The 22,685-nt window shown below is 72.3% G+C and carries 18 protein-coding genes; 5 read left to right on the top strand and 13 right to left on the bottom strand.

Annotated features, from left to right (window positions below):
• Positions 1-31: 31 nt before the first annotated feature.
• Entirely contained in the window at positions 32-196 is a 165-nt protein-coding gene (locus ACFYW3_RS21095) for a DUF6191 domain-containing protein (RefSeq protein ID WP_351750529.1), read from the top strand.
• Here ACFYW3_RS21095 and ACFYW3_RS21100 read toward each other — a convergent pair.
• The 6 genes from ACFYW3_RS21100 to ACFYW3_RS21125 all read right to left on the bottom strand — a co-directional run bounded on the left by ACFYW3_RS21100 (position 165) and on the right by ACFYW3_RS21125 (position 8,931).
• Entirely contained in the window at positions 165-3,335 is a 3,171-nt protein-coding gene (locus tag ACFYW3_RS21100) for an AAA family ATPase (RefSeq protein WP_389387012.1), read from the bottom strand. The two genes, ACFYW3_RS21095 and ACFYW3_RS21100, sit on opposite strands and share 32 nt — an antisense overlap.
• An 80-nt stretch (positions 3,336-3,415) precedes the next feature.
• Complete coding sequence (locus tag ACFYW3_RS21105) at positions 3,416-3,610, bottom strand: hypothetical protein (protein ID WP_389386972.1); 195 nt, start codon at positions 3,608-3,610, stop codon at positions 3,416-3,418.
• A gap of 171 nt (positions 3,611-3,781) precedes the next feature.
• Positions 3,782-4,408: a hypothetical protein gene (locus ACFYW3_RS21110; protein WP_351750534.1), complete on the bottom strand. Its 627-nt coding sequence runs from the start codon at positions 4,406-4,408 to the stop codon at positions 3,782-3,784.
• A gap of 187 nt (positions 4,409-4,595) precedes the next feature.
• The gene (locus ACFYW3_RS21115) at positions 4,596-5,498 is read right to left on the bottom strand and encodes a S41 family peptidase (protein ID WP_389386973.1); all 903 of its coding nucleotides are present in this window, start codon (positions 5,496-5,498) and stop codon (positions 4,596-4,598) included.
• A gap of 490 nt (positions 5,499-5,988) precedes the next feature.
• A complete protein-coding gene (locus ACFYW3_RS21120; protein WP_389386974.1) occupies positions 5,989-8,280 on the bottom strand; it encodes an MMPL family transporter in 2,292 nt (763 codons plus the stop codon).
• A gap of 258 nt (positions 8,281-8,538) precedes the next feature.
• Positions 8,539-8,931, bottom strand: coding sequence for a signal peptidase I (locus ACFYW3_RS21125; protein ID WP_389386975.1), 393 nt, complete (start codon positions 8,929-8,931; stop codon positions 8,539-8,541).
• Positions 8,932-8,990: 59 nt separating this feature from the next.
• Between ACFYW3_RS21125 and ACFYW3_RS21130 the strand changes: the two genes are divergently transcribed.
• Together ACFYW3_RS21130 and ACFYW3_RS21135 are read left to right on the top strand one after the other, a co-directional pair.
• The gene (locus ACFYW3_RS21130; protein ID WP_351750616.1) at positions 8,991-9,794 is read left to right on the top strand and encodes a GNAT family N-acetyltransferase; all 804 of its coding nucleotides are present in this window, start codon (positions 8,991-8,993) and stop codon (positions 9,792-9,794) included.
• Positions 9,795-9,850: 56 nt separating this feature from the next.
• Positions 9,851-10,351 carry a DinB family protein gene (locus ACFYW3_RS21135; protein WP_389386976.1) on the top strand — a complete coding sequence of 167 codons (501 nt, stop codon included), beginning with the start codon at positions 9,851-9,853 and terminating at the stop codon, positions 10,349-10,351.
• Between the two features lie 179 nt (positions 10,352-10,530).
• Here ACFYW3_RS21135 and ACFYW3_RS21140 read toward each other — a convergent pair whose 3' ends face one another.
• Complete coding sequence (locus ACFYW3_RS21140; RefSeq protein WP_389386977.1) at positions 10,531-11,271, bottom strand: siderophore-interacting protein; 741 nt, start codon at positions 11,269-11,271, stop codon at positions 10,531-10,533.
• Positions 11,272-11,369: 98 nt separating this feature from the next.
• Between ACFYW3_RS21140 and ACFYW3_RS21145 the strand changes: the two genes are divergently transcribed.
• Positions 11,370-13,454: a penicillin acylase family protein gene (locus ACFYW3_RS21145; RefSeq protein WP_351750544.1), complete on the top strand. Its 2,085-nt coding sequence runs from the start codon at positions 11,370-11,372 to the stop codon at positions 13,452-13,454.
• Positions 13,451-14,059, top strand: coding sequence for a GNAT family N-acetyltransferase (locus ACFYW3_RS21150; RefSeq protein WP_351750546.1), 609 nt, complete (start codon positions 13,451-13,453; stop codon positions 14,057-14,059). The genes ACFYW3_RS21145 and ACFYW3_RS21150 overlap by 4 nt, the downstream gene beginning before the upstream one ends.
• A gap of 106 nt (positions 14,060-14,165) precedes the next feature.
• On the opposite strand, the gene gatB is transcribed toward ACFYW3_RS21150, so the two are convergent.
• The 6 genes from gatB to ligA all read right to left on the bottom strand — a co-directional run bounded on the left by gatB (position 14,166) and on the right by ligA (position 22,672).
• Entirely contained in the window at positions 14,166-15,620 is a 1,455-nt protein-coding gene (gene gatB / locus ACFYW3_RS21155) for an Asp-tRNA(Asn)/Glu-tRNA(Gln) amidotransferase subunit GatB (RefSeq protein ID WP_351384825.1), read from the bottom strand.
• A gap of 72 nt (positions 15,621-15,692) precedes the next feature.
• Positions 15,693-15,938 carry a hypothetical protein gene (locus ACFYW3_RS21160; protein ID WP_053677648.1) on the bottom strand — a complete coding sequence of 82 codons (246 nt, stop codon included), beginning with the start codon at positions 15,936-15,938 and terminating at the stop codon, positions 15,693-15,695.
• A complete protein-coding gene (gene gatA / locus ACFYW3_RS21165; RefSeq protein ID WP_351750548.1) occupies positions 15,935-17,428 on the bottom strand; it encodes an Asp-tRNA(Asn)/Glu-tRNA(Gln) amidotransferase subunit GatA in 1,494 nt (497 codons plus the stop codon). Before gatA ends, ACFYW3_RS21160 begins: the two co-directional genes overlap by 4 nt.
• A gap of 5 nt (positions 17,429-17,433) precedes the next feature.
• The gene (gene gatC, locus ACFYW3_RS21170) at positions 17,434-17,730 is read right to left on the bottom strand and encodes an Asp-tRNA(Asn)/Glu-tRNA(Gln) amidotransferase subunit GatC (RefSeq protein ID WP_007266718.1); all 297 of its coding nucleotides are present in this window, start codon (positions 17,728-17,730) and stop codon (positions 17,434-17,436) included.
• A 130-nt stretch (positions 17,731-17,860) separates the two neighbouring features.
• Entirely contained in the window at positions 17,861-19,990 is a 2,130-nt protein-coding gene (locus ACFYW3_RS21175; protein WP_389387013.1) for a putative bifunctional diguanylate cyclase/phosphodiesterase, read from the bottom strand.
• Between the two features lie 468 nt (positions 19,991-20,458).
• Entirely contained in the window at positions 20,459-22,672 is a 2,214-nt protein-coding gene (gene ligA / locus ACFYW3_RS21180; protein WP_351750549.1) for an NAD-dependent DNA ligase LigA, read from the bottom strand.
• Between the last annotated feature and the right edge of the window lie 13 nt (positions 22,673-22,685).

The raw sequence follows: 22,685 nt of genomic DNA on the forward strand, positions 1-22,685 counted from the left end.
GACGAAAGGCGTGGTGAACACCGTGTTCAATATGATCGAGGACCTCTTCGCACCGGGACGCAAGCACGCGAACGAGGAGAAGAAGCGGCTGGAGCTGTCCCGGACCGACGTCAATGACGGCGATCCGGGACGGGGCCCGATAGATCTCGAATCCGGCAAGGTGTTCATACGCCCTGCCGAGCGGCCTCCGGCCTGACCCGGGCCCCGCGCACCGGGGCGGGTCCGGACGCCTGGGCATCATCCTGACCGGTCCGGCCGCCCCCGTGGTCTTGGCGGCCCCCGCTGTCCGGGCGGTGGTCCGGGCGGTCCTGGAGGTCGGGGCCGAACAGTCTGAGCCGGTGGGCGAGGGCCGCGGCCTCGCCGCGACCTGCCACGCCCAGCTTGGCCAGGATGTTCGAGACGTGCACGCTGGCCGTCTTCGGGGAGATGAAGAGTTCCTCCGCGATCCGACGGTTGGTACTGCCCGTCGCGACCAGTCGTAGTACGTCCCGCTCGCGGCTGGTCAGCCCCAGGGCCTCGACCGGGTCCACCTCCGGTGTCGGCGGCGCCCCGTGCGGGTCGGGGGCGTCGAGCGGGACCCGGGCACGCTGCGCCAGCAGGGCCAGGTCCTCGCACAGCCGTCGGGAGCCGAGTCGCTCGGCGGTGGTGTGGGCCTCGCGGAGCAGTTCGGCGGCCTTCTCCCGGTCGTGGCCGGCCACGAGCAGCGCCTCGCCGAGTCGGTACACGGCCCGGGCGAGCAGGTAGGGGCGGGCCAGGGGGCGGATCTTGGCCACGACGGCGGTCCAGTCCTCGGTGGTGTCCCGGCCCTCGGCGCGGAGCAGCTCGGCCCGGACGTATTCGGCGTGCGCGACCCACACCGGCACCGGGGTCACCAGGGTGCGGGCGGCGGCGCGCAGCGCCTTCAGAGCGGCTTCCCGGCCGGAGTCGGCGGTCGGGAGTCCCCGGGTGTCGGCCTCCGCGGTGGCCGCGGCCAGCAGCAGGGGCCAGGCGTAGCGGTGTTGCCCGAGGGCGAATCCGTGGGCGATGGCCTCGGTGGCGTGGTTGCGGACCTCGGCGATCCGGCCCTTGCCCGCGGCCACGCCGATCTCCAGCCGGTAGAGCGGCAGTCGGTGTTGGGGCTGGGCATCGTGCGTACCGAAGTACGCGTGAGCGGTCGCGAGTTGGGTGGCGGCCTCGGAGAGTTCGCCGCGGGCCAAGGCCAGGTAGGAGAGGCGTGCGGCGGCGGCGGCGCGCGGGGCGGCGCTCTGGCCGACGCGGAGGGTCTCCCGGGCCTCCTCGGCGGCCTCGTCCCAGCGGCCGAGGCTGTAGAGGCTTTCCGCCATGTTGCCCCGGACCCAGGCCTCGGAGTCCAACAGCCTTGATTTCCCGACGAGTTCAGTACCCCGCTTGGCCACTTCCACGGCTTCCGCGGAACGGCCCAGCGATTCCAACTGAGAGGTGAGATTGATATGAGCACGACCGGCCAATGCGGTCAGCCCGAGTTCCGTGGCGCGGTCCTTGACCGCGTGCAGTTCGGCGAGGCCCGTCTCGCTGTCGCCGGCGTCGACGCACAGGGAGGCGACCGTGATCCGCGCGTTGAGTTCGACGTCCTCCGCGCCGACCATCCGCGCGTACTCCACGGCGCGTTCGGCGGCGGCGAGGTTGTCGGGGCCCGGCTTGTGGAGCATGCCCCAGCCCGCGGCCCGGACCAGTACCTCGGCGTGCACCTGGGACGGGGGCAGCCCCCGGACGAGTTCCTGCGCCCTGGCTATCTCCGCCCAGCCGTCGCCGCGGGCGAGGCTCGCGACCAGCCGGGAGCGCTCGGTCCAGAACCAGGCGGCCCTGAGCGGGTCCTCGTCCTCCTCCAGCACGCGCAGCGCGGTCTTGGTCAGCTTGAGGGCGCGCTCGCGTTCACCTCCGTAGCGGGCCGCGACGGTGGCCTCGGCCAGCAGGTCGAGTCGCCGGAGCCCGTTGTTCTCCGGGTCGCATCCACAGGGCGGGTAGACGTCGGTGTAGTCCGCCGGGCGGAGTCCTTCGCGCGTCTCCTCCGGGACGCTGTCCCAGAGGTCGATGGCCCGTTCCAGCAGGCTCAGCTGCTCGGAGTAGGCGTGTCGGCGGCGGGCGGTCACGGAGGCGGCGAGGACGGCGGGCAGCGCCTTGACCGCGTCGTTGGCGTAGTACCAGTAGCTGGCCAGCCTGATGATCCGTTCACCGGCGCGGACCAGGGTCTCGTCGGCTTCCATGGCCTCGGCGAACCGTCGGTTGACGCGGGCGCGCTCGCCGGGCAGCAGGTCGTCGCTGACGGCCTCGCGGACCAGGGAGTGACGGAAGCGGTAGCCGTCGCCGTCGGAGGTGGGGAGGAGGATGTTGGCGCCGACGGCGGCCCGCAGGGCCTCGATCAGCTCGTCCTCGCCGAGCCCGGTGACGGCGCGCAGCAGCGGGTACTCGACGGTGGAACCGCCCTCGGCGACGATCCGGACCACGCGCTGCGCGGACTCCGGCAGGACCTCGACCCGGACGAGCAGCAGATCGCGCAGGGATTCGGTGAGTCCCGTACGGCAGCCGTTCGCCCGGGAGGCGACGAGTTCCTCGACGAAGAAGGCATTGCCGTCGGAGCGGTCGAACACCGAGTCCACGAAGGCCTCGTCGGGCCGCGAGGCGAGGATGCCGGTGAGCTGTCGGCGTACCTCGGCCCGGTTGAAGCGGGGCAGTTCGATGCGCTGGACGGTGCGGAGCCGGTCGAGTTCGGCGAGGAGCGGGCGCAGCGGGTGGCGGCGGTGGATGTCGTCGGCACGGTAGGTGGCGACGACGACGAGACGGCCGTTGCCGAGGGTGCGGAAGAGGTAGGCGAGGAGGTGCCGGGTGGAGGTGTCGGCCCAGTGCAGGTCTTCCAGGACGAGCACGATGGTGCGGTCGGCGGCGAGCCGTTCGAGCATGCGGGCCGTCAGCTCGAAGAGGCGCGCGGTGCTCTCCTCGTCGTGCGGGCCCCTGGGGGTGTCGCCGAGTTCGGGGAGGATGCGGGCGAGTTCGTCCTCCTGGCCGGCGGTCGCGGCGGCCAGCTCCTCGGGGAGCCGGCGGCTCAGGCTGCGCAGCGCCGTCGAGAACGGGGCGAAGGGAAGCCCCTCCGCCCCGATCTCCACACAGCCTCCGACGGCCACCACCGCGCCGCGGCGGGCGGCCTCGGCCAGGAACTCCTCCGTGAGGCGGGTCTTGCCGACGCCGGCCTCGCCGCCGATGACCAGGGCCTGCGGCTCCTGGTCCCCGGCGCGTGTCAGGGCATCGACGAGTATGGCCAGTTCGTCGGCTCGGCCGACGAACACCGGGCTCACGGATCTGGTCTCCACGTCGCCGAGCATCGCACAGGGCGGCTGTTCGGCGTCACCGGGTATCTCCGCGCTTCTCATCACGCGTCGGTTCCCGCTGCTCGCGCCGCGGCTTACGCGGCGCGGGTGAAGCGGCTCCGGTTTCCACTCACCGACCCTTCGGGTTCCTGGCCGCGTGAGGAGCGGCGCGCCTTCTTGGCCGCCCGGGCCAGTCGGTACGCATCGGCCTCGCGGAGGAGTTCGGCGCGGCGGGCGTTGGCCATCTCGTACTCGAACATGTCGTACTCCCTGGTTGCTCTCTCGGGCACCTCGTTCGGTGTGATCCAAGATTCGCTTCCCAGAGGGCCCGGGCGCATGGGGCGCTTGCCGCATCTCCGCGCGCCGGAAGCCTTAGTCCCGCTTACCGGCCCCCGGACCGCCCTAAGGGTTGTCCCCAAGGCGGTGCCCGGGTCTCCCGGCGTCCCTGTGGACGACGGGCGTCAGGCGGCGCTCGTCGGCGCGGGGAGGAGGAGGTCGAAGTACATGAGGGTGAACAGGAGCACACCCAGTGCGCCGAGCGCGATGGCGGCCCAGGCCACGGAGCGGATCCACGTCGGGAGGGTGCGGCCGGGGACCCCGAAGGCGGGGCGGGCCAGGACGAAGAGGGCGAGGAGCAGCGCGATGGCGGACAGGACGCCGTTGACGAGGGCGGTCGCGTGCCAGGGAGCGCTGTACAGGGCCGCGATCTTCGCGTTGTTGTCGGCGGTCTGGCTCAGGTCGAGCTGGTTCACGAGGTTCTGTCGCTCGGCGACGACGCGGGAGACCCAGCTCCCGCTGAGGGCGACGACGCTCAGCCCTGCGGCGACGATCGCGGAGGCAGCGGAGGCGACGCCGCCGACCTGCTCGGCTTCCTCGTCCTCGGCGGCGAACTCCTCGTCGAGGTCTTCGTCGGACGCCTCGGCCGCGGTGGACCCGTCGAGCGGCTCCGCCACGGCCTTGTCGGCCGGTTCGACCGTGTCGGACCCCGTGTTCTCGGTCCGGGCCTCGGCCGGGGTGGTCGCTGTCGCCTTGTCTTCGGTGGGGTCCGTTGCGGGGGCCGTCGGGTCGGAGGTCTTCTTGGTGTCCATGCCGGGCACCGTAGGCGGCGTTTCTGAGAGGTTTCTGAGAAGGTCCCGCGACCGCCCGGGGGCCATCGCCGCAGGTGGGCCCGGGGGCGGGAATCCGGGCGGTGGCCCCGCCCCGGGGACCGGGCCGCCGATCGCGAGCGGCCCGGCGGTCCCGGCGGCGGACGCCGGCCTTCCGGCCACGAGACGCCTATCCGGGCTGCGCCGCGACCTGCCGCGACGTGGGCTCGAGTGCCTCTTCGAGCGCCTGGTCCGCCGGAACCGGAACGTCGGGGACGACTCCCACACCCTCCCAGTTGGTCCCCGTGACGGTGTTGATGGTCCGTGCCGTGGGGACCGTCACCAGGATGTGCTCGGTGACCGCGTGGCGGTCCGTGGGATGGGCACCGCCGCGCGTGGTCGCGCCGACGACGACGGCCCGGCCGTGCGCCTGCAGGGTGTACGCGATGTTCTCGCCCGCGGAGAACGTGGTCCCGCTGGTGAGCACGTGGACCGGGCGGTCCACATAGCGCGGCGCGGGGAGGTGCCCGACCGTCCAGAACTGGCGGGTCGTGTCGGTGCGCCGGTCGTAGAGGTCGTTCAGGTGCACCTGGTCGTCGGGGAAGAAGTAGCTGCACCACATCGCCGCGCCCTCCGGGGATCCGCCGAGGCACGCCCGCAGGTCCAGTACGAGGGCGGAGCTGTCCGCGACCAACCGCATGGCCGCACCGATCGCGCCGGCGCCCTCGGCGGCGGTGGTGACGAGCCGGAGCTCGATGAGCCCGACGTTGCCTTTCAGCTGCTCGACGCGGTGGATCCCCTGGCCCTCCGCCCGGAGGCGCGCGAGGAACGCGGCCTGGCCCCCGTCGTCGTCCGCCGGCGCCAGCGATTGCGGCTCGTGCGTCCAGAGCAGTCGCAGGTGTTTGTCCGGGCACGCCTCTTGGAGGTGTGTGGTCACCGCGTCGCAGAGAGCCGGGCCGTCCAGGCCCTCGTAGGCGCCGGTCGCCAGACGGCCCCTGATCGCGGCTTCGATGGAGGCGGTCTTCCCGGGGAAGACATAGCCCGCGCCGATTCGCTCCAGGGCTGCTTCGACTATCTGTTGATTGGAAGACATGATGGATCATGGTAGGGATCGACGCTCCCGATGAGAAGCCGTTGTCCCCACGCGGCGGGAGCCGGATCAGCTCAGAGAAGAGGCGGCCTGCGCGTTCGCGGTCCGGTCCGCGGTCCCTGCGGGTTCGCTGTCCCTGCCGGGTTCGCGGTCCCTGCCGGCTTCGCGGTCGCGGTCCACGCGTGGGCGAGGACCGCCCGGACCTCGGTGTCCTGGCGGACTCCCCGGTGCGGATCGCTCTGCCGCGGGACTCCTTCACGGCCGGTGTGGTGGCCGTCTTGCGTGCGTGGTCGGCGAGGAAGGCGCGCGCGGAGTCGAGGTCGGTGGCGAGGTCGGGAAGCGCGGTGTGCTCGCCGGCGCACTCCCGGCCGCGGTCCATGTGGGCCGGGAACTCCTCGGCGGGGCTGATCTCCAGCGGGAACGGCCGGGCGTCTTCGGCGAGGTGGATCGAGAACCTGCCGTGCCCCCTCGGGTCACGGGCGGCGGGCTCGCGTCACCGGGATGCCGTGGCGTGCGCGGCCTCGTCCTCGTCCGTGTCCGTGTCCGTGTCCTTGTCCTCGTCCTTGTCCTTGTCCGGGGCGCTGTCCTCGTCGGGCCGCTGCGACGGGAGTGTCGCGCGGGTGTGGGAGGGCGGGGGTTCGATGCTGATGCGCGGGAGCCTGCTGTCGAGCCAGGCGGGCAGCCACCAGTTGGCGCCCCCGAGCATGTGCATGAGCGCGGGGACCAGCAGGGTGCGCAGGACGAAGGCGTCGAGTGCGACGGCGACGGCGAGGCCGATGCCGAACATCGCGATGATGCGGTCGCCGCTGAGCACGAAGGCCAGGAACACGGAGATCATGATGACGGCGGCGGAGTTGATCACCCGGCTGGTCTCGGCGAGGCCGACGCGGACGGCCCGCTTGTTGTCCCCCGTCTCCAGCCATTCCTCGTACATCCGGCTGACCAGGAAGACCTGGTAGTCCATGGACAGCCCGAAGAGGACGGAGACCATGATGACGGGCAGGAAGGGCTCGATGGGGCCGGCGCTGCCCAGGCCCATCGCCTCGCTGCCCCAGCCCCATTGGAAGATCGCGACGACCACGCCGAAGGAGGAGGCGACAGCCGCGACGTTCATGACGGCGGCCTTGACCGGTATGCCGATGGACCGGAAGGCCAGCAGCAGGAGCACGCAGCCGAGGGCGATGACCACGCCGACGAAGAGCGGCAGCTTCCCGATGATGACCTCTGCGAAGTCGTCGTAGCCGGCGGTCACGCCGCCCACGTGGACCTCGGTCGAGCCGTCGTTCGCGACGCGCGGGATGACGTCCCGGCGGAGCGTGTCGACGAGATCGCTGGTGGCCCGGGACTGCGGGGAGGTGTCCGGTACGACGGTCAGGACGGCGGTGTCCCCGCTGCCGTTGAAGACCGCCGGGCCCGCGGAGGCCACGCCCTCGGTGGTGTGCAGGGCTTCGGTCAGGCGGTCGACGGCGACCCGGCCGGCGGCGCCGTCGAGGCGGGCGACGACCGCGAGCGGTCCGTTCGTTCCGGGTCCGAAGCCTTGGGCCAGCAGGTCGTAGGCCTTGCGGGTCGTGGCGGTGGCCGGGTTGTTGCCCTGGTCGGAGGTACCGAGGTGGAGGCCGAGGGTCGGCAGCGCCAGGACCACCATCACGGTGGTGGCGACCGCGCCCAGGAGCTTGGGGTGTCGTTCGACGAAGGCGGACCAGCGGACGGCGAAGCCGGTGGGGAGCTCGGGGCGTGGTCCTTCCCGCTCGAGCGTGCGGCGTTCGCGGCGCGAGAGGGCGCGGGTGCCGATGTACGAGAGGAGGGCGGGGAGCAGGGTCACGGAGGCGGCGACGGTGAGGACCACGGTCAGGGAGGCCGCCATCGCGACGCCGTCGAGGAAGTTCAGCCTCAGCACCAGCATGCCGAGCAGGGCGATGCAGACGGTCGCGCCGGCGAAGACGACGGCCCGGCCGGTGGTCGCGACGGCCTCCGCTGCGGCCTGCTCGACCGGGAGGCCGCGGGTGAGGGCCTTGCGGTGCCGGGTGACGATGAACAGCGCGTAGTCGATGCCGACGCCGAGGCCGACGAGGGTGCCGAGCATCGGGGCGAAGTCCGCGACCGGTATGGCGTGTCCGAGCAGGGTGATGCCGAAGTAGGCGGTGCCCACGCTGACCAGGGCGGTCGCGAGGGGCAGCAGGCTCGCGGCGAGCGAGCCGAAGGCGAGGAAGAGGACCACGGCGGCGATGGCCACGCCGATGGCCTCGGCCAGGTGGGCGCCGGGTGCCTCGGTCAGGCCGATCGCCCGGCCGCCCAGCTCCACTTGGAGGCCGTCGGACTCGGTGGTGGGGTTCTTGGCCGTCGCGACGACGGCTCTGGCCTGGTCCTTGGGCACGGCGTCGGCGGGCCGGTCGAAGGTGACGACGGCGTAGGCGGTGCGCCCGTCGGGGCTGATCCGGTCGGCCTGTTCGGGGCCGGGCCCGTAGGGGCCGGCGACCGAGCCGACGCCGGGGAGTGCGGCGATCGCGTCCAGTGCCCGGGTCATGCGCTCTTCGACGGCGGGGGTGCGGGCGCTCTGGTGGTCCGGGGCCCGCCACACGACGGTGTTCGTGTCGCCGCCCTGGCCGTGGAAGCCTTCGCGCAGCAGGGTGTTGGCCCTGGCGGACTCGGTCCCGGGGACCTCGTAGTCGTTGGTGAAGGCCGATCCGGCGCTCCCCGCGGCCGCGGCGGTGCCGCCGAGAGCGAGCAGCCAGATCAGGACGGTGACCAGTCGGTGTCGCATGCACCAGCGTGCGATTGCTGCCAACGGACGTGCTCCCTGGTGGTTCGGATCTTTACCGAGGGAGGGCCCGCCGCAAAGAACACGTGAACGCGTGCGGTCCGGGGCGGTGTCCAGGGGGTCTCCCCGGCCGACCGGTCGGTCCACACCTCTACCTGCTTCACCTGCAACGATCTCAGCGATTGATGATCGTTGGCCCCATTCGTGTGCATCGTCACAGGAACGTGGGGAATGCCCGGTGCGGAGCGGCGGGGCGAGCGCCAGGGGCAGGGTCGCGGAGCAGTTTCAGGATCGCGGGCTGCCGGGCCGCTCGTCGGCCCGGTAGCCGGGAACGGACGGCCATCGGACGGTGAGCACCACCGTGTCCTCCTCCGCGTGCCAGGAGTGGTCGACGCCGCGCCCCCAGACCACGTAGTCGCCCTGCTCGGCGAGGACCACGGTGCGGCCGGGGAACTCCAGCCGGAAGCGCCCGCTGATCAACACCTGGAGCGCGGTGCGCTCCTCGCCGGTCACCCACGTCGCCCGCTCGTCGCCCTTGGGGTGGACGCCCCATTTGATCTCGACGTCCTCGCTGTGGCGGGGATCGCCGGGCGCCTTGAAGTGACCGAGGAGCCAGCCCCGGTCGGCGGCGGCGTCGGGAGCGGCTTTGCCGGTGTAGACGGAGGAGTCGACGTTCACGGAGCGAGGTTAATGCAGTTGTGGCGCGCGGACTCGGCTGGTGAGCTGGCCGGATGACCATGGATGACGCGGAACTGGTGAAGGTACGGGCCCTGTACGACTCGCAGATGCGCCGGGGCGCGCAGCCCGACTCTGCGTCGGCCCGCGTGGAACGGGTGGGCGCGGTCGTCCGACAGACCGTGTCCGGTCCCGGCTGGAACGGCGTGGTCTGGTCGGACCTCGACGCCGGGACGGCGGACGCGGAGATCGCCGCGCAGATCGCCCACTACGCGGGGCGGGCGAAGGCCGGCGAGGCGACGGACTTCGAGTGGAAGCTGTACGGCCACGACCGACCGGCGGACCTCGGGGAGCGGCTGCGCGCGGCCGGGTTCGTGCCGGAGCCGGCCGAGACGCTGCTCGTGGCGCGCACGGCCGACCTCGCGGCGCTGCCGGTCCGTCCTCCCGAGGGGATCACCCTGCGGGTGGTGACGGACGAGGCGGGGGTGGATCTGATGATGGAGGCCCACAGAAGGGCGTTCGCCTCCGAGAGCCCCCGGATCCGGGAGCTGGTGCTCGGCATGCTGCGGGACGCACCGGACACCGTCGAGGCCGTCGTCGCGATGGCGGGCGACACCCCGGTCTGCGCGGCCCGGATGGAGATGCCCCCGGGGGTCTCGTTCGCGGGCCTGTGGGGCGGTGGCACCGATCCCGAGTGGCGAGGGCGGGGCATCTACCGTCTCCTGGTCGCCCACCGCGCCCGGCTGGCGGCGGCCCGTGGCATCGAGTACCTCCAGGTGGACGCGACGGAGGACAGCCGACCGATCCTGGAACGGCTGGGGTTCAAGGTGCTGGGAGTAACGGTGCCGTACCTGTGGGAGTCCTGAAACGGGGGCTCGTCGAGCCCTTCCGGCCGCCAGGTCGGGCGGGCAGGATCACGCACATGGAACGCATCTCACCACCCGGCACCGGGAACGAACGCGAAACGCTCCGCGCCTACCTCGACTTCCACCGCGCCACCCTCGCGATGAAGTGCGAGGGCCTGGACGACGGGCAACTGCGCCGCAGGGCGTCCCCGCCGTCCACCTTGTCCCTGATGGGCCTGGTCCGACACATGGCCGAGGTCGAGCGCCAGTGGTTCCGCCGCACGATCGGCGGGGCCGAGGCCCCGCACCTGTGGTCCGATCGCCACGACTTCCAGGCGGCCTACGACGCCACGGACGCGAGCGGGGCCGAGGCCTTCGCCGCCTGGCACGCCGAGATCGAGCACTCCCGGGAGGTGGAGGCCGCCGCCGCGTCCCTGGAGGTGACGGTGCACGTCCCGAAGTGGAAGGAGGACGTCTCGGTGCGCCTGGTGATGCTGCACATGATCCACGAGTACGCCCGCCACAACGGGCACGCCGACTTCCTCCGCGAGGCCGTGGACGGCACCGTCGGCGCGTGAGGGACGCGGCGGGGGCACGTGAGAGGCGCACCGTCGGCGCATGAGAGGCGCGGCGGGGGAACGCGAGAGGCGCATCGTCGGCGCGCGAGAGGCGCGGGCGGGTGGAAACGCCGTCGCACCACCCACCCCGGGGTCTGCGCCTCAGGGGTGGGTGCGGGGGCCGCGACCGGGCGTCCGGGTCAGGCGGCGCGCCAGTAGCCGAGGCCGTTGACCCGCTGCTTCGGCAGGGCGAGGTCCTTGCGGAGGTACGCGGTCAACGCGCGGGTGGTCGCGGCGTCGCAGGCCAGCCACACGTACGCCGAGGCGGGGTCGGCGACCAGCTCGGGGAGCTGCGCCTTGACCTGCTCCACCAGGTTCGCCCCGGCGCCCGCGCCGCGCTCGACGCGGCGGATGTCGTGCCGGTCGGGGTCCAGCCGGACGGGGAGGGCGGTGTCGGAGGCGTGCTGGGTCTCGAACCAGATCGTGGCGGGGGTCCTCGGGTAGGCGTCGAGGAGGGAGTTGATGGCCGGGAGGGAGGCCGGGTCGCCGATCACCAGGAGGCGTTCGGGCTCGGGCGCGGGGGCGGTGAATCCGGTGCCCTGGATGCTGGCCTCGATGGTGTCGCCGGGTCGGGCGGCCCGCGCCCAGGCGCTGGCCACTCCGTCGTGGAGGGCGAATTCGAGGGTGAAGGTGCCCGTGGCGGGGTCGGGGTCGACGAGCGTGTAGGCACGCTGGTGCGGCTTGCCCTCGCTCTGGAACCACAGGCGGACCCACATCGTCGGGTGAATCGATTCTCCGGCCGACGCGAGGAGTCCTCCGTCCGACAGGTGCACGCGGCGGTAGTTCGCCGTGACGTCCTCCGCCCCGGTGACGGTGAAGGTGAAGTCCTTCGCCCCCATGAGCTTGAGGACGACGCCCTCCCAGCCCTTGCCAACGGCCATGTGTGGCCACCCCTTCCCCTGAGCTGCCCCTGCCCTAGGCATCGGCACGCGCTTTCAGCTTATAGTTAGGCCAGCCTAACCTAACGCTTTGGGGAAGAGTGAGCAGTGTGAGCAGCGCAAACCCGTCGGACGACTACGCGGTCTACCGCGACGACTGGGGCGTCCCCCATCTTCGCGCATCCGACGCGCTCCGACTCTCCCACGCCCAAGGGCGCGTCACCGCCCTGGACCGCGCCTGGCAGTTGGAGGTGGAGCGCCATCGCGCCCAGGGCTCCAGCGCCGCCTTCCTCGGTGCGGACGCCGTCGCCTGGGACCGGTTCGCCCGCCAGTCCCGTCTCGACGACACCGCCCGCCGCTGCCACGAGGCGCTCGACCCGCAGACCGCGGCCTGGGTGCGGGCGTACGTGGACGGGGTCAACGAGGGGCTGGCCGAAGGCGCCCTGCGCGACGAGCGGTTCGCGCGCACCGGGCACGTTCCGACCCCGTGGGAGCCGTGGGTCCCGCTCTCCATCTGGATCGCCACCCACATCCTGTTCGCGGGGTTCGCGACCAAGCTCTGGCGCGAGCGCGTCGGCCGGGCCCTGGGCGACGGGGCGGTCACCCTGTTCGCCACCGACGGCCCCGGCACGGCCGGCAGCAACGGCTGGCTGATCCCCGGCGACCGGACCGCCACCGGCGCGGCGATCATCGCGGGCGATCCCCACCGGTTCATCGAGGACCCGGGCGTCTACCAGCAGATACGTCTCTCCTGCCCCGAGTTCGACGTGCTCGGCCTGGCCGTCCCCGGCATCCCCGGCCTCGGCCACTTCGGGCACACCGGCGGCGCGGCCTGGGCCATCACCAACGCCATGGCCGACTACCAGGACCTGTACGTCGAGCGGCTGCGCCCCGCGCCCGGCGGCGACGGCGTCGAGGCCCTGGGACCGGACGGCGCCTGGGAGCCCGTCCACCGGCACACCGAGACCATCTCCGTCGCCGGCGGCGACCCGGTGGAGATCGAGGTCCTGGAGACCGCGCGCGGCCCGGTGATCACCCGCGAGGAGTCGGCGGACCAGACCCTGTCGCTGCGCTACCCGCCCCGGGTCCGTCGCGACCTCGGTTTCGCCGTCCTGCCGGCGCTGCTGCGGGCCCGCACCGTGGCCGACGTCGACCGCGCGCTCGACGGCTGGGCCGAGCCGGTCAACGTCGTGCACGCCGCCGACACCGAGGGCGGTCTGCTGCACCGCGTCGCCGGCGCCGTCCCGGTGCGCGACCCCGCCAACCGGCTGCGCCCCGTGCCCGCCTGGGACGCGCGGTACGCGTGGCGGGGCTGGGCCGAGACGCCCGCCGAGCCGGTGCGGGACTTCGCCGTGATGGCGAACGCGCGCGGCATCGCCGCCCCCCTCGGCGTGGAGTTCGCTCCCCCGCACCGGGCCGACCGCATCCGCGAGCTGCTCTCCGGCTCCACGGACTGGTCGGCGAAGGCGATGGCCGACGTACACGCGGACACCCGGCTGGCCTCCGCCGCGCCCCTGCTCGACCTGCTGCCGGATCTCGCGGACCTCTCCCCCGCCGCCGAGGCGCTGCGCGCCCGACTGCTCGCCTGGGACCGGCACATGGCGGCCGACAGCACCGACGCCACCGTCTTCGCCGCCTTCCGGACCGCGACGGTACGCGGCATCGCCGCCGACCCCGCGCTCGCGGGACTGGCCGACGCCCCCACCGGCCCGGAGGTCTTCCACCCCTGGCTGTACCTGCTCCCGAGGGTGGGCTACGCCCTCGAAGGGCTGTTGACCACCCCGCTCCTGCCCGCCCTGGACCGGGTCGCGCACGTTCGGGCCGCCCTGGAGGAGACCGCCGCCGCGCAGGGCGCCGACACCCCCTGGTCGCAGGTCCACCGGCTCGTGCCCTGGTCGGCGCTCCCGGATCCCGACGCGCTGTGGCCCGGCCTCGGCGGCGACCACGACTGCGTGAACGCCACCTCCTCCGTACCCGGCTTCACCGATCTCACCGCCCGCGCCTCGGCCGCCCGTTACGCCTGGGACCTGGCCCGGCGGGAGGACAGCCTCTGGGCGGTCCCGCTGGGCGCGGACGGCGTCACCGGCTCACCCCACCACCGTGACCAGCTCGCCCTGTGGGCGCGGTGCGAACTCGTACCGGTCGTCACCGACTGGGCCCGACTCACCAAGGAAACCCCCGCATGACCGGCGCATCCAGCACGTCCACCCGCGAGCCCGTGCACACCCACCCCTTGGCGGGCTTCGGCACCGTCACCATCACCCCCGTCGACCCCGCCGCCGACGCGACGCTGATCCACGGCTGGGTCAGCCAGGAGCGCGCCCGCTTCTGGGGCATGGGCGACGCGAGCCGCGAACTGGTGCGGGAGATCTACGAGGACGTGGACCGGCGCACGACGCACCACGCCTTCATCGTCAGCCGCGACGGCACGCCGGTCGCGCTGTTCCAGACGTACGACTGCTCGGCGGACCGGGTCAGCGAGTGCTACGAGGCGCGGCCCGGCGACACGGGTGTGCACCTGCTGATCGCCCCGGACGCGGGCGGTGGCGCCGTGCGCGGATTCACCGCGGCCCTGCTGACCGCGTTCATGGCGTACGTCTTCGCCGACGGCCGCACCCGCCGCGTGGTCGCCGAGCCCGACGCCCGCAACCTCAAGGCCATCAGTCGCCTGGAGCGCACCGGCTTCGTGCTGGGCCCGGAGGTCGTGCTCCCGGAGATCGACCTGCCCGAGGTGTATCTGCCCGCGAAGCCGGCGCGGCTGGCCTTCCTGGCGGCGCCGGTTCCGCTGTAGGCCTCGCGGCGGCCGCGGTGGTCGCGGCGTCCCGCGGCGGTCGGAGCCGACCGACGAGAACGGCCCGCACCGGTGTTCACCGTGCGGGCCGTTCCTCGTACGGGATCTAGCCCTCGGAGACGCCCAGGCGCTCCAGGATGAGTTCCTTGACGCGCGCCGCGTCGGCCTGACCGCGGGTGGTCTTCATGACCGCCCCGACCAGGGCGCCGACGGCGGCGACCTTGCCGCCGCGGATCTTGTCGGCGATGGCCGCGTTGCCCGCGATGGCCTCGTCCACGGCCGCGCCCAGCGCGCCCTCGTCCGAGACGACCTTCAGGCCGCGCTTGTCGACGACCTCGTCCGGGGTGCCCTCGCCGGCGAGGACGCCCTCGATGACCTGGCGGGCCAGCTTGTCGTTCAGGTCGCCCGCGGCGACCAGCGCCGCCACCCGGGCCACCTGGGCCGGGGTGATCGGCAGCTCGTCGACGACGACGCCCTGCTCGTTGGCGTTGCGGGCCAACTCGCCCATCCACCACTTGCGCGCGGCCGTCGAGTCGGCGCCCTCCTCGATGGTGGCGACGATGGAGTCCACCGCGCCCGCGTTGAGGATCGACTGCATGTCGTGCTCGTTGACGCCCCACTCCTCGCGGAGCCGGTTGCGCCGCACGCGCGGCATCTCGGGCAGGCCGGTGCGCAGTTCCTCGACCCAGGCGCGGGCCGGGGCGACGGGCACCAGGTCGGGCTCCGGGAAGTACCGGTAGTCCTCGGCGTTGTCCTTGATGCGGCCGGCGGTGGTGGAGCCGTCCTCCTCGTGGAAGTGCCGGGTCTCCTGCACGATCGTGCCGCCGGAGGACAGCACGGCCGCGTGCCGCTGGATCTCGTAGCGCGCCGCGCGCTCCACGGAGCGGAGCGAGTTGACGTTCTTCGTCTCCGAGCGGGTGCCGAACTTCTCGGTGCCGTTCGGGCGCAGCGACAGGTTCACGTCGCAGCGCATCTGGCCCTTGTCCATCCGCGCCTCGGACACGTCGAGCGCCTTGATGACCTCGCGCAGCTCCGCGACGTACGCCTTGGCGACCTCGGGGGCCCGCTCGCCGGCGCCCTCGATCGGCTTGGTGACGATCTCGATGAGCGGGATGCCGGCGCGGTTGTAGTCCAGCAGGGAGTGGGACGCGCCGTGGATGCGACCGGTGGCGCCGCCGACGTGCAGCGACTTGCCGGTGTCCTCCTCCATGTGGGCGCGCTCGATCTCCACGCGGAAGATCTCGCCGTCCTCCAGTTGGACGTCCAGGAAGCCGTTGAAGGCGATGGGCTCGTCGTACTGGGAGGTCTGGAAGTTCTTCGGCATGTCCGGATAGAAGTAGTTCTTCCGGGCGAAGCGGCACCACTCGGCGATGTCGCAGTTCAGCGCGAGGCCGATCTTGATCGCGGACTCGATGCCGATCGCGTTGACGACCGGCAGCGCGCCCGGCAGACCGAGGCAGACCGGGCAGGTCTGCGAGTTGGGCTGTGCGCCCAGCTCGGTCGAGCAGCCGCAGAACATCTTGGTCCTGGTGCCGAGCTCGACATGGACCTCGAGGCCCATGACGGGGTCGTACGACGCGAGGGCGTCCTCGTACGACAGCAGTTCAGTGAAGCTCACGGTGGATGTTCCCTCTCAGCCCAGCAGGACGTCGTCGTCGCCGAGGCGCTTCAGCTCGCGGTACAGGATCGCGAGGCCGGTCACGATGGCGGCGGCGGACACGGCGGCGTCGATCAACTTCAGCACGTCGTGTTCGGTGCGGGCCTTCTTGACCTGCTTGATCACGCCGAGGGCGCCGAAGGCGGTGGTGCCGATCGACAGGTAGGTGCCGGTCTTGGACTTCTTGAAGCCCTTGGCCTTGGACAGTGCACTGGTGCTCACAGCGACGGTGCCTCCTCAAGCAGCGGGTGACCCCAGCGCGCGACGAAGGCCGCCTCGACGGCGGCGCCGACCTTGTACAGCCGGTCGTCCTTCATCGCGGGGGCGATGATTTGCAGTCCGACCGGGAGGCCGTCCTCCGGTGCCAGGCCGCAGGGCAGCGACATGGCGGAGTTGCCGGCCAGGTTGGTCGGGATGGTGCACAGGTCCGCGAGGTACATCGCGAGGGGGTCGTCGGTGCGCTCGCCGATCGGGAAGGCGGTGGTCGGGGTCGTCGGGGAGACGATCACGTCGACCTGCTCGAAGGACTTCTCGAAGTCCTTCGTGATGAGCGTGCGGACCTTCTGCGCGGAGCCGTAGTACGCGTCGTAGTAGCCGGAGCTGAGCGCGTACGTGCCGAGGATGATGCGGCGCTTGACCTCGTCGCCGAAGCCGGCCTCGCGGGTCAGGGCGGTGACGTCCTCGGCGGACAGGGTGCCGTCGTCGCCGACGCGCAGGCCGTAGCGCAGGCCGTCGAAGCGCGCCAGGTTCGAGGAGGCCTCGGACGGGGCGATCAGGTAGTACGCGGCCATGGCCAGGTCGAAGGACGGGCAGTCCAGCTCGACGATCTCGGCGCCGAGCTCCTTGAGGAGCTCCACCGACTCGTTGAAGCGCTGGACGACGCCGGCCTGGTAGCCCTCGCCGGCGAACTGCTTGACCACGCCGACGCGCAGGCCTGCGACGGAGCCGTTGCGGGCCGCCTCGACGACCGGCGGGACCGGCGCGTCGATGGAGGTCGAGTCCATCGGGTCGTGGCCAGCGATGACCTCGTGCAGGAGCGCGGCGTCCAGGACGGTGCGGGCGCAGGGCCCGCCCTGGTCCAGGGAGGACGAGAACGCGACCATGCCGTAGCGGGACACCGAGCCGTACGTGGGCTTCACGCCGACGGTGGCGGTGACGGCGGCGGGCTGGCGGATGGAACCGCCGGTGTCCGTGCCGATGGCCAGGGGCGCCTGGTAGGAGGCGAGGGCCGCGGAGGAACCGCCGCCGGAGCCGCCGGGGATGCGGGTGAGGTCCCACGGGTTGCCGGTGGGGCCGTAGGCGCTGTTCTCGGTGGAGGACCCCATGGCGAACTCGTCCATGTTGGTCTTGCCGAGGATGACGACGTCGGCTTCCTTCAGCTTGCGCGTCAGGGTGGCGTCGTACGGCGGGATCCACCCTTCGAGGATCTTCGAACCGACGGTGGTCGGGACCCCGATGGTGGTGAAGATGTCCTTGAGGGCGAGCGGAACGCCGGCCAGCGGGCCGAGCTTCTCGCCCGCGGCGCGCTTCGCGTCGACGGCGCGCGCCTGGGCCAGGGCCCCGTCGCGGTCGACGTGCAGGAAGGCGTGGACCTTCTCGTCGACGGCCTCGATGCGGGCCAGGTGGGCCTCGGTGACCTCGACGGCCGTGAGTTCGCCGGAGGCGATCTTCTCGGCGGTCTCGGCGGCCGTGAGCTTGATGATCTCAGTCATGGTTGTTAGTCCTCCCCCAGGATCTGCGGCACCTTGAAACGCTGCTGCTCCTGGGCGGGAGCGCCGGAAAGCGCCTGCTCGGGGGTGAGCGACGGACGGACCTCGTCCGCGCGCATGACGTTCGTCAGCGGCAGCGGGTGGGAGGTCGGCGGGACGTCTTGGTCGGCGACCTCGGAGACGCGGGCGACCGCGCCGATGATGTCGTCGAGCTGTCCGGCGAAGTGGTCGAGCTCTTCGCTTTTCAGCTCCAGACGTGCCAGCCGAGCGAGGTGGGCGACCTCCTCGCGCGTGATGCCAGGCATGCGGCGATCCTCTGGGGGTGGTGAGCGTGTGGGTTTTCAGGCCCAATCCTATGGGGCCCGCCCCCTGACCCACTAAACGGTTTGCCCCGCCGGTCGCCCGGGCCCCTGCCGGGGGCCCGCCCGGCCGGCCTCAGGAGGCCTGGGTCTCCGCCGCCGCGGCGGCCGCGAGTTCGGCGGTGATGTCCGCCGGGCGTCGCCAGCCGCGCTCGCCGCGGGCCAGCAGCCAGGCGGTGGCTTCCTGTGGCGGCATCGCGGCCGCGACCAGCCACCCCTGGACCGCGTCGCAGCCGAGGTCCCGCAGCCGCTCCCAGGTCTCGTCGTCCTCCACGCCCTCGGCGACGACGAGCAGCCCCAGCGAGTGGGCCAGGTCGACGGTGCACCGGACGATCTCCGCGTCCTGCGCGTCGACGGCGAGCCGGGCCACGAACGAACGGTCGATCTTCAGCTCGCTGACCGGCAGTCGTCTCAGGTGCACGAGCGAGGAGTACCCGGTGCCGAAGTCGTCCAGCGACATCTTCACCCCGTGCCCGGTCAGGCCGGCCATGGTGTCCGCGGCCCGCTGGGGGTCCTCCAGCAGCACGTGTTCCGTTATCTCCAACTGGAGACCGCTCGCCGGGACCCCGTGCCGCGCCAGCCGGGCGGCCACCGCTCCCGCGAAGCCGGGCGTGTGGACGTCGCGGGGCGAGACGTTGACGGCGACCGGCACCTTCAGGCCCTGCGCCCGCCACCGCGCCACCTGCGCGAGGGCGGTCTCCAGGACGTACTCGGTGAGGTGCGGCATCAGCCCGGAGGTCTCGGCGATGGCGATGAACTCGTCGGGCGAGACCCGACCGCGTTCCGGGTGCACCCAGCGCACGAGTGCCTCCAGCCCGGCCACCTGTCCGTCGAAGCGGACCTTCGGCTGGTAGTGCAGCTCCACCTCGCCCGCGTCGAGGGCGCGCCGAAGGTCGCCGAGGAGGCCGAGCCGGTCGGGCGTGTTGCTGTCGCGCTTGGACTCGTAGACCTCGACGCCCGTGCGGTCCCGCTTGGCCTGGTACATGGCGACGTCGGCGCGGCGCAGCAGTCCTTCCGCGTCCAGCGCGTGGTCGGGGAAGACGGCGAGGCCGGCGCTGGCCTCCAGGACGAGCGTGAGCCCGTCCAGGTCGAGGGGGGAGCCGAGCTCGGCGACCAGGTGCCGGGCGACCCGCTGGGCGCTGGTGGTGGAGTCGGCGACGGGCAGCAGTACGGCGAACTCGTCCCCTCCGAGTCGGGCGACCTCGGCGTCCTGGGGCAGGGCCTGGCGCAGTCGGTCGGCGATCTGGAGGAGCAGCCGGTCGCCGGCGAGGTGGCCGAGGGTGTCGTTGACGGCCCGGAAACGGTCGAGGTCGATCAGCACGAGGGCGGCCCGGGTGCCCAGCCGTTCGGCCTCGTCCAGCGCCGACCAGGCGCGCTCCAGCAGCCACTGCCGGTTGGGCAGCCCCGTCAGCGGGTCGCGCAGTTGCTCCTCGGCGCGGGCGCGGGCGATCCATAGCGTGGAGTCCAGTGCGATGAGCGGTACGGCGAACAACGGCAGCAGCACCGGCTGGGAGACGGCGACGACGCAGATCAGCGGGGCGATCCCCAGCAGGGCGGCGACGACGAGCGCCTGCCGGAGCAGGGCGGTGCGGGCGACGGTGGGCAGTCCCCCGCCGCGCGGGGAGAGGGAGGCCCACAGCAGGAGACGGGTGACCGCCAGGTAGGCGAGGGCGACCAGGATGACCTCCGGGATGGCCCCGGGTCCCCAGGTGGTGGGCTGCCAGGGGATCTCGACCGTCGGATGGTCACCGAAGGCGCCGAGGACGAGGGCTCCGGCGCCGATGCCGAGGATGTCGACGGAGCCGTGGAGCAGGCCCTGCCGCCAGCGGTGCCGGCGCGCGGCCCCGACCAGCGAGACCACGGCCAGGGAGACGAGGCCGGCGGGCACCCATCCGTAGAGGACGAGGACGCCGAGGGTGAGCGCGGCGCCCGAGCCGGTGCCGCCCCACCAGCGGTCGCGGCCCAGTGCGACGAGGTGGCCGACGATGATGCCGGTGAGCAGGGCGAGCGCCCAGCCCACCGTGCCGCCGGGGAACAGCGCCTGACGGTCGATCAGGGCGGAGGTGATGCCGGCGGCGAGGACCACGACGGACAGGCCCACGAGGAAGAGCGGCAGGGTCGTGCGGACGGGTCGCCCCTTGCCGTCCTGCCCTTTGCCGCCCGCCCCGGTGTCGAGCGGGCGGGTGTCCGGCGTCCTGGCACCCAGGAGTCCGAACCGTCCCGTCCGCTCGGGCGGGAGTTCCCCGCCGAATTCAGGTGACGGATCGGCGCTTTCGGTGGGTTTCATGCCCGTCCCTCTCACAGCCGGCGATGCCGATGTCACGCGGTGGCCCCGAAGTCGTGCCGTCACGGCCGGCAGCACGTCACGTGGCCGTGCACGACTGGCGCACCCCACAACAGTAGGACGCCGGAGGCCCCCAGGGGCAGCGGTCGGCGGTGGTTGCCCGAATGCGACCCAGCCATCCTCATCAGTACGGTATCCGCCGAACGGGTGAGTTTGGACCAGGCTCTTCCGGTCCTCGATCCGATGATCCGACAGGTCACCGCCCTGCCGCCGGCCCCGTACCGGCCGATTGGCACCGACGACCACGCCCGGCGTGCGCCCGCCCGGACAGCCGCACACCACGCATCCGTTCGCCTTCGCCCGTCCCCCGGAAGGACTTCCCTTCGTTCGTTACTCCGTTTCCGTGGCCCCGTCCACCGGGAGCGCCACCTCGCGCGCGGCGTCCGGCCCCCGCTCCAGGAGCACCTCGAACCCGGCGTCGTCGAGGATCGCGAGCTTCAATTTCACCGCGTTGTCGTACTTGGAGCCGGGGTTCTCGCCGACCACGACGAAGGAGGTCTTCTTCGACACGGATCCGGTGACCTTGGCTCCCCTGCTCTGCAGGGCTTCCTTGGCGCCGTCCCGGGTGTGGTTCGCCAGGGTGCCGGTGACGACGACGGTCAGGCCCTCCAGGGGTCTGGGGCCCTCCTCCTCGCCGGAACCCTCCTCCTCCATCCGGACGCCGGCCTCGCGCCACTTGCGCAGGATCTCCTGGTGCCAGTCGACGGCGAACCATTCCTTGAGGGACGCCGCGATGATGGCGCCGACCCCGTCGGTGGCGGCCAGCTCCTCCTCGGTGGCCTGCTCGATGCGCTCGATCGAACGGAACTCCCGGGCCAGCGCCTCGGCGGCGACGGGCCCGACGTGACGGATCGACAGGCCGTTGATGACGCGGGCCAGCGGGCGGTCCTTGGCGGCGGCGATGTTCTCCAGCATGGCCAGGGCGTTCTTCTTCGGCTCGCCCTTCTGGTTGGCGAAGACCGTGACGATCTTCTCCTCGCCGGTCTTCGGATCCCGCTTGGGCAGTCCGCTGTCCTGGTCGAGGACGTACGCCTTGATGGGCAGCAGGTCCTCGATGGTGAGGCCGAACAGGTCGCCCTCGTCGCGCACGGGCGGCTCGGCCGGCTCCAGCGGGTTGGTGAGCGCGGCGGCGGCCACCGCGCCGAAGTTCTCGATGTCCAGGCACTGCCGGCCGCCGAGGTAGAAGAGCCGCTCGCGCAACTGGGCCGGGCAGGTCTGCCCGTTGGGGCAGCGGAGGTCGATGTCCCCCTCCTTCATGGGCCGCAGCGGGGTCCCGCACTCGGGGCACTCGCCCGGCATCACGAACTCCCGCTCGCTGCCGTCCCGCAGGTCGACCACCGGGCCGAGGATCTCGGGGATGACGTCGCCGGCCTTGCGCAGGACCACGGTGTCGCCGATGAACACGCCCTTGGCCTTGACGACCTCCTGGTTGTGCAGGGTCGCGAACTCGACCTCCGACCCGGCCACCGTCACCGGCTCCACCTGCGCGTACGGGGTCACGCGCCCCGTGCGGCCGACGCCGACCTTGATGTCGATGAGCTTGGTGTTGACCTCTTCGGGGGCGTACTTCCAGGCGATGGCCCAGCGCGGCGCGCGTGCCGTGGACCCGAGCCGGCCCTGGAGCGGGATCTCGTCGAGCTTGACGACCACGCCGTCGATCTCGTGCGCGACGGAGTGCCGGTTCTCGCCGAAGTGGGCGATGAACTCCCGCACTTCCTCCAGGGTGGAGACCACCTTGTTGTGCTCGGCGGTCGGCAGGCCCCACTCGCGGAGCAGACCGTAGGCGTGCGAGAGGTTGTCGATGTCGAAGCCCTCGCGCGCGCCGATGCCGTGCACGACCATGTGCAGCGGCCGGGTGGCGGTGATCTTCGGGTCCTTCTGGCGGAGCGAACCGGCCGCCGCGTTGCGCGGGTTGGCGAAGGGCTTGCCCTCGGTCTCGACGAGCCGGGCGTTGAGCTCCTCGAACTTGTCCATCGGGAAGTAGACCTCGCCGCGGATCTCCACGAGGGCCGGGATGCGGTCGCCGCTCAGCCGGTCGGGGATCTCGGCGATGGTGCGCACGTTGGGTGTGATGTCCTCACCGGTGCGGCCGTCGCCGCGGGTGGCGGCGCGGGTCAGCCGGCCGTTCTCGTAGGTGAGGTTGACGGCGAGGCCGTCCACCTTCAACTCGCACAGGTAGTGGTAGTCGGAGGTGTTCGCGTCCCGGGCCACCCGCTCGGCCCAGGCCGCGAGTTCCTCGTCGTCGAAGGCGTTGTCGAGGGAGAGCATCCGTTCCCGGTGGACGACGGACGCGAAGTCCGTCTCGTACGCCCCGGCGACCTTCTGGGTCGGCGAGTCGGGGGTGCGCAGCTCCGCGTACTCCTCCTCGAGTGCCTCCAGCGAGCGCAGCAGCGTGTCGAACTCGGCGTCGCTGACGACCGGCTGGTCGTTCACGTAGTACCGGAAGCGGTGCTCCTCGACCTGCTCGGCGAGCAGCGCGTGCTGTTCGCGCACCGCCGCCGGCACCGCCGACTCGCCGCCGGCCTGCTTCTGTTCGGCTGCCATGCCGTGTCCTCCC

It is taken from the genome of Streptomyces sp. NPDC002602 (assembly GCF_042889445.1).
Lineage (GTDB): Bacteria > Actinomycetota > Actinomycetes > Streptomycetales > Streptomycetaceae > Streptomyces.

Coding starts and splice junctions, on each gene's coding strand:
- ACFYW3_RS21095 (WP_351750529.1), top strand. CDS start 32: ATGATCGAGGACCTCTTCGCACCGGGACGCAAGCACGCGAACGAGGAG.
- ACFYW3_RS21100 (WP_389387012.1), bottom strand. CDS start 3,335: ATGCTCGGCGACGTGGAGACCAGATCCGTGAGCCCGGTGTTCGTCGGC.
- ACFYW3_RS21110 (WP_351750534.1), bottom strand. CDS start 4,408: ATGGACACCAAGAAGACCTCCGACCCGACGGCCCCCGCAACGGACCCC.
- ACFYW3_RS21115 (WP_389386973.1), bottom strand. CDS start 5,498: ATGTCTTCCAATCAACAGATAGTCGAAGCAGCCCTGGAGCGAATCGGC.
- ACFYW3_RS21130 (WP_351750616.1), top strand. CDS start 8,991: ATGGATGACGCGGAACTGGTGAAGGTACGGGCCCTGTACGACTCGCAG.
- ACFYW3_RS21135 (WP_389386976.1), top strand. CDS start 9,851: ATGGAACGCATCTCACCACCCGGCACCGGGAACGAACGCGAAACGCTC.
- ACFYW3_RS21140 (WP_389386977.1), bottom strand. CDS start 11,271: ATGGCCGTTGGCAAGGGCTGGGAGGGCGTCGTCCTCAAGCTCATGGGG.
- ACFYW3_RS21150 (WP_351750546.1), top strand. CDS start 13,451: ATGACCGGCGCATCCAGCACGTCCACCCGCGAGCCCGTGCACACCCAC.
- gatB (WP_351384825.1), bottom strand. CDS start 15,620: ATGGGCCTCGAGGTCCATGTCGAGCTCGGCACCAGGACCAAGATGTTC.
- gatA (WP_351750548.1), bottom strand. CDS start 17,428: ATGACTGAGATCATCAAGCTCACGGCCGCCGAGACCGCCGAGAAGATC.
- gatC (WP_007266718.1), bottom strand. CDS start 17,730: ATGCCTGGCATCACGCGCGAGGAGGTCGCCCACCTCGCTCGGCTGGCA.
- ligA (WP_351750549.1), bottom strand. CDS start 22,672: ATGGCAGCCGAACAGAAGCAGGCCGGCGGCGAGTCGGCGGTGCCGGCG.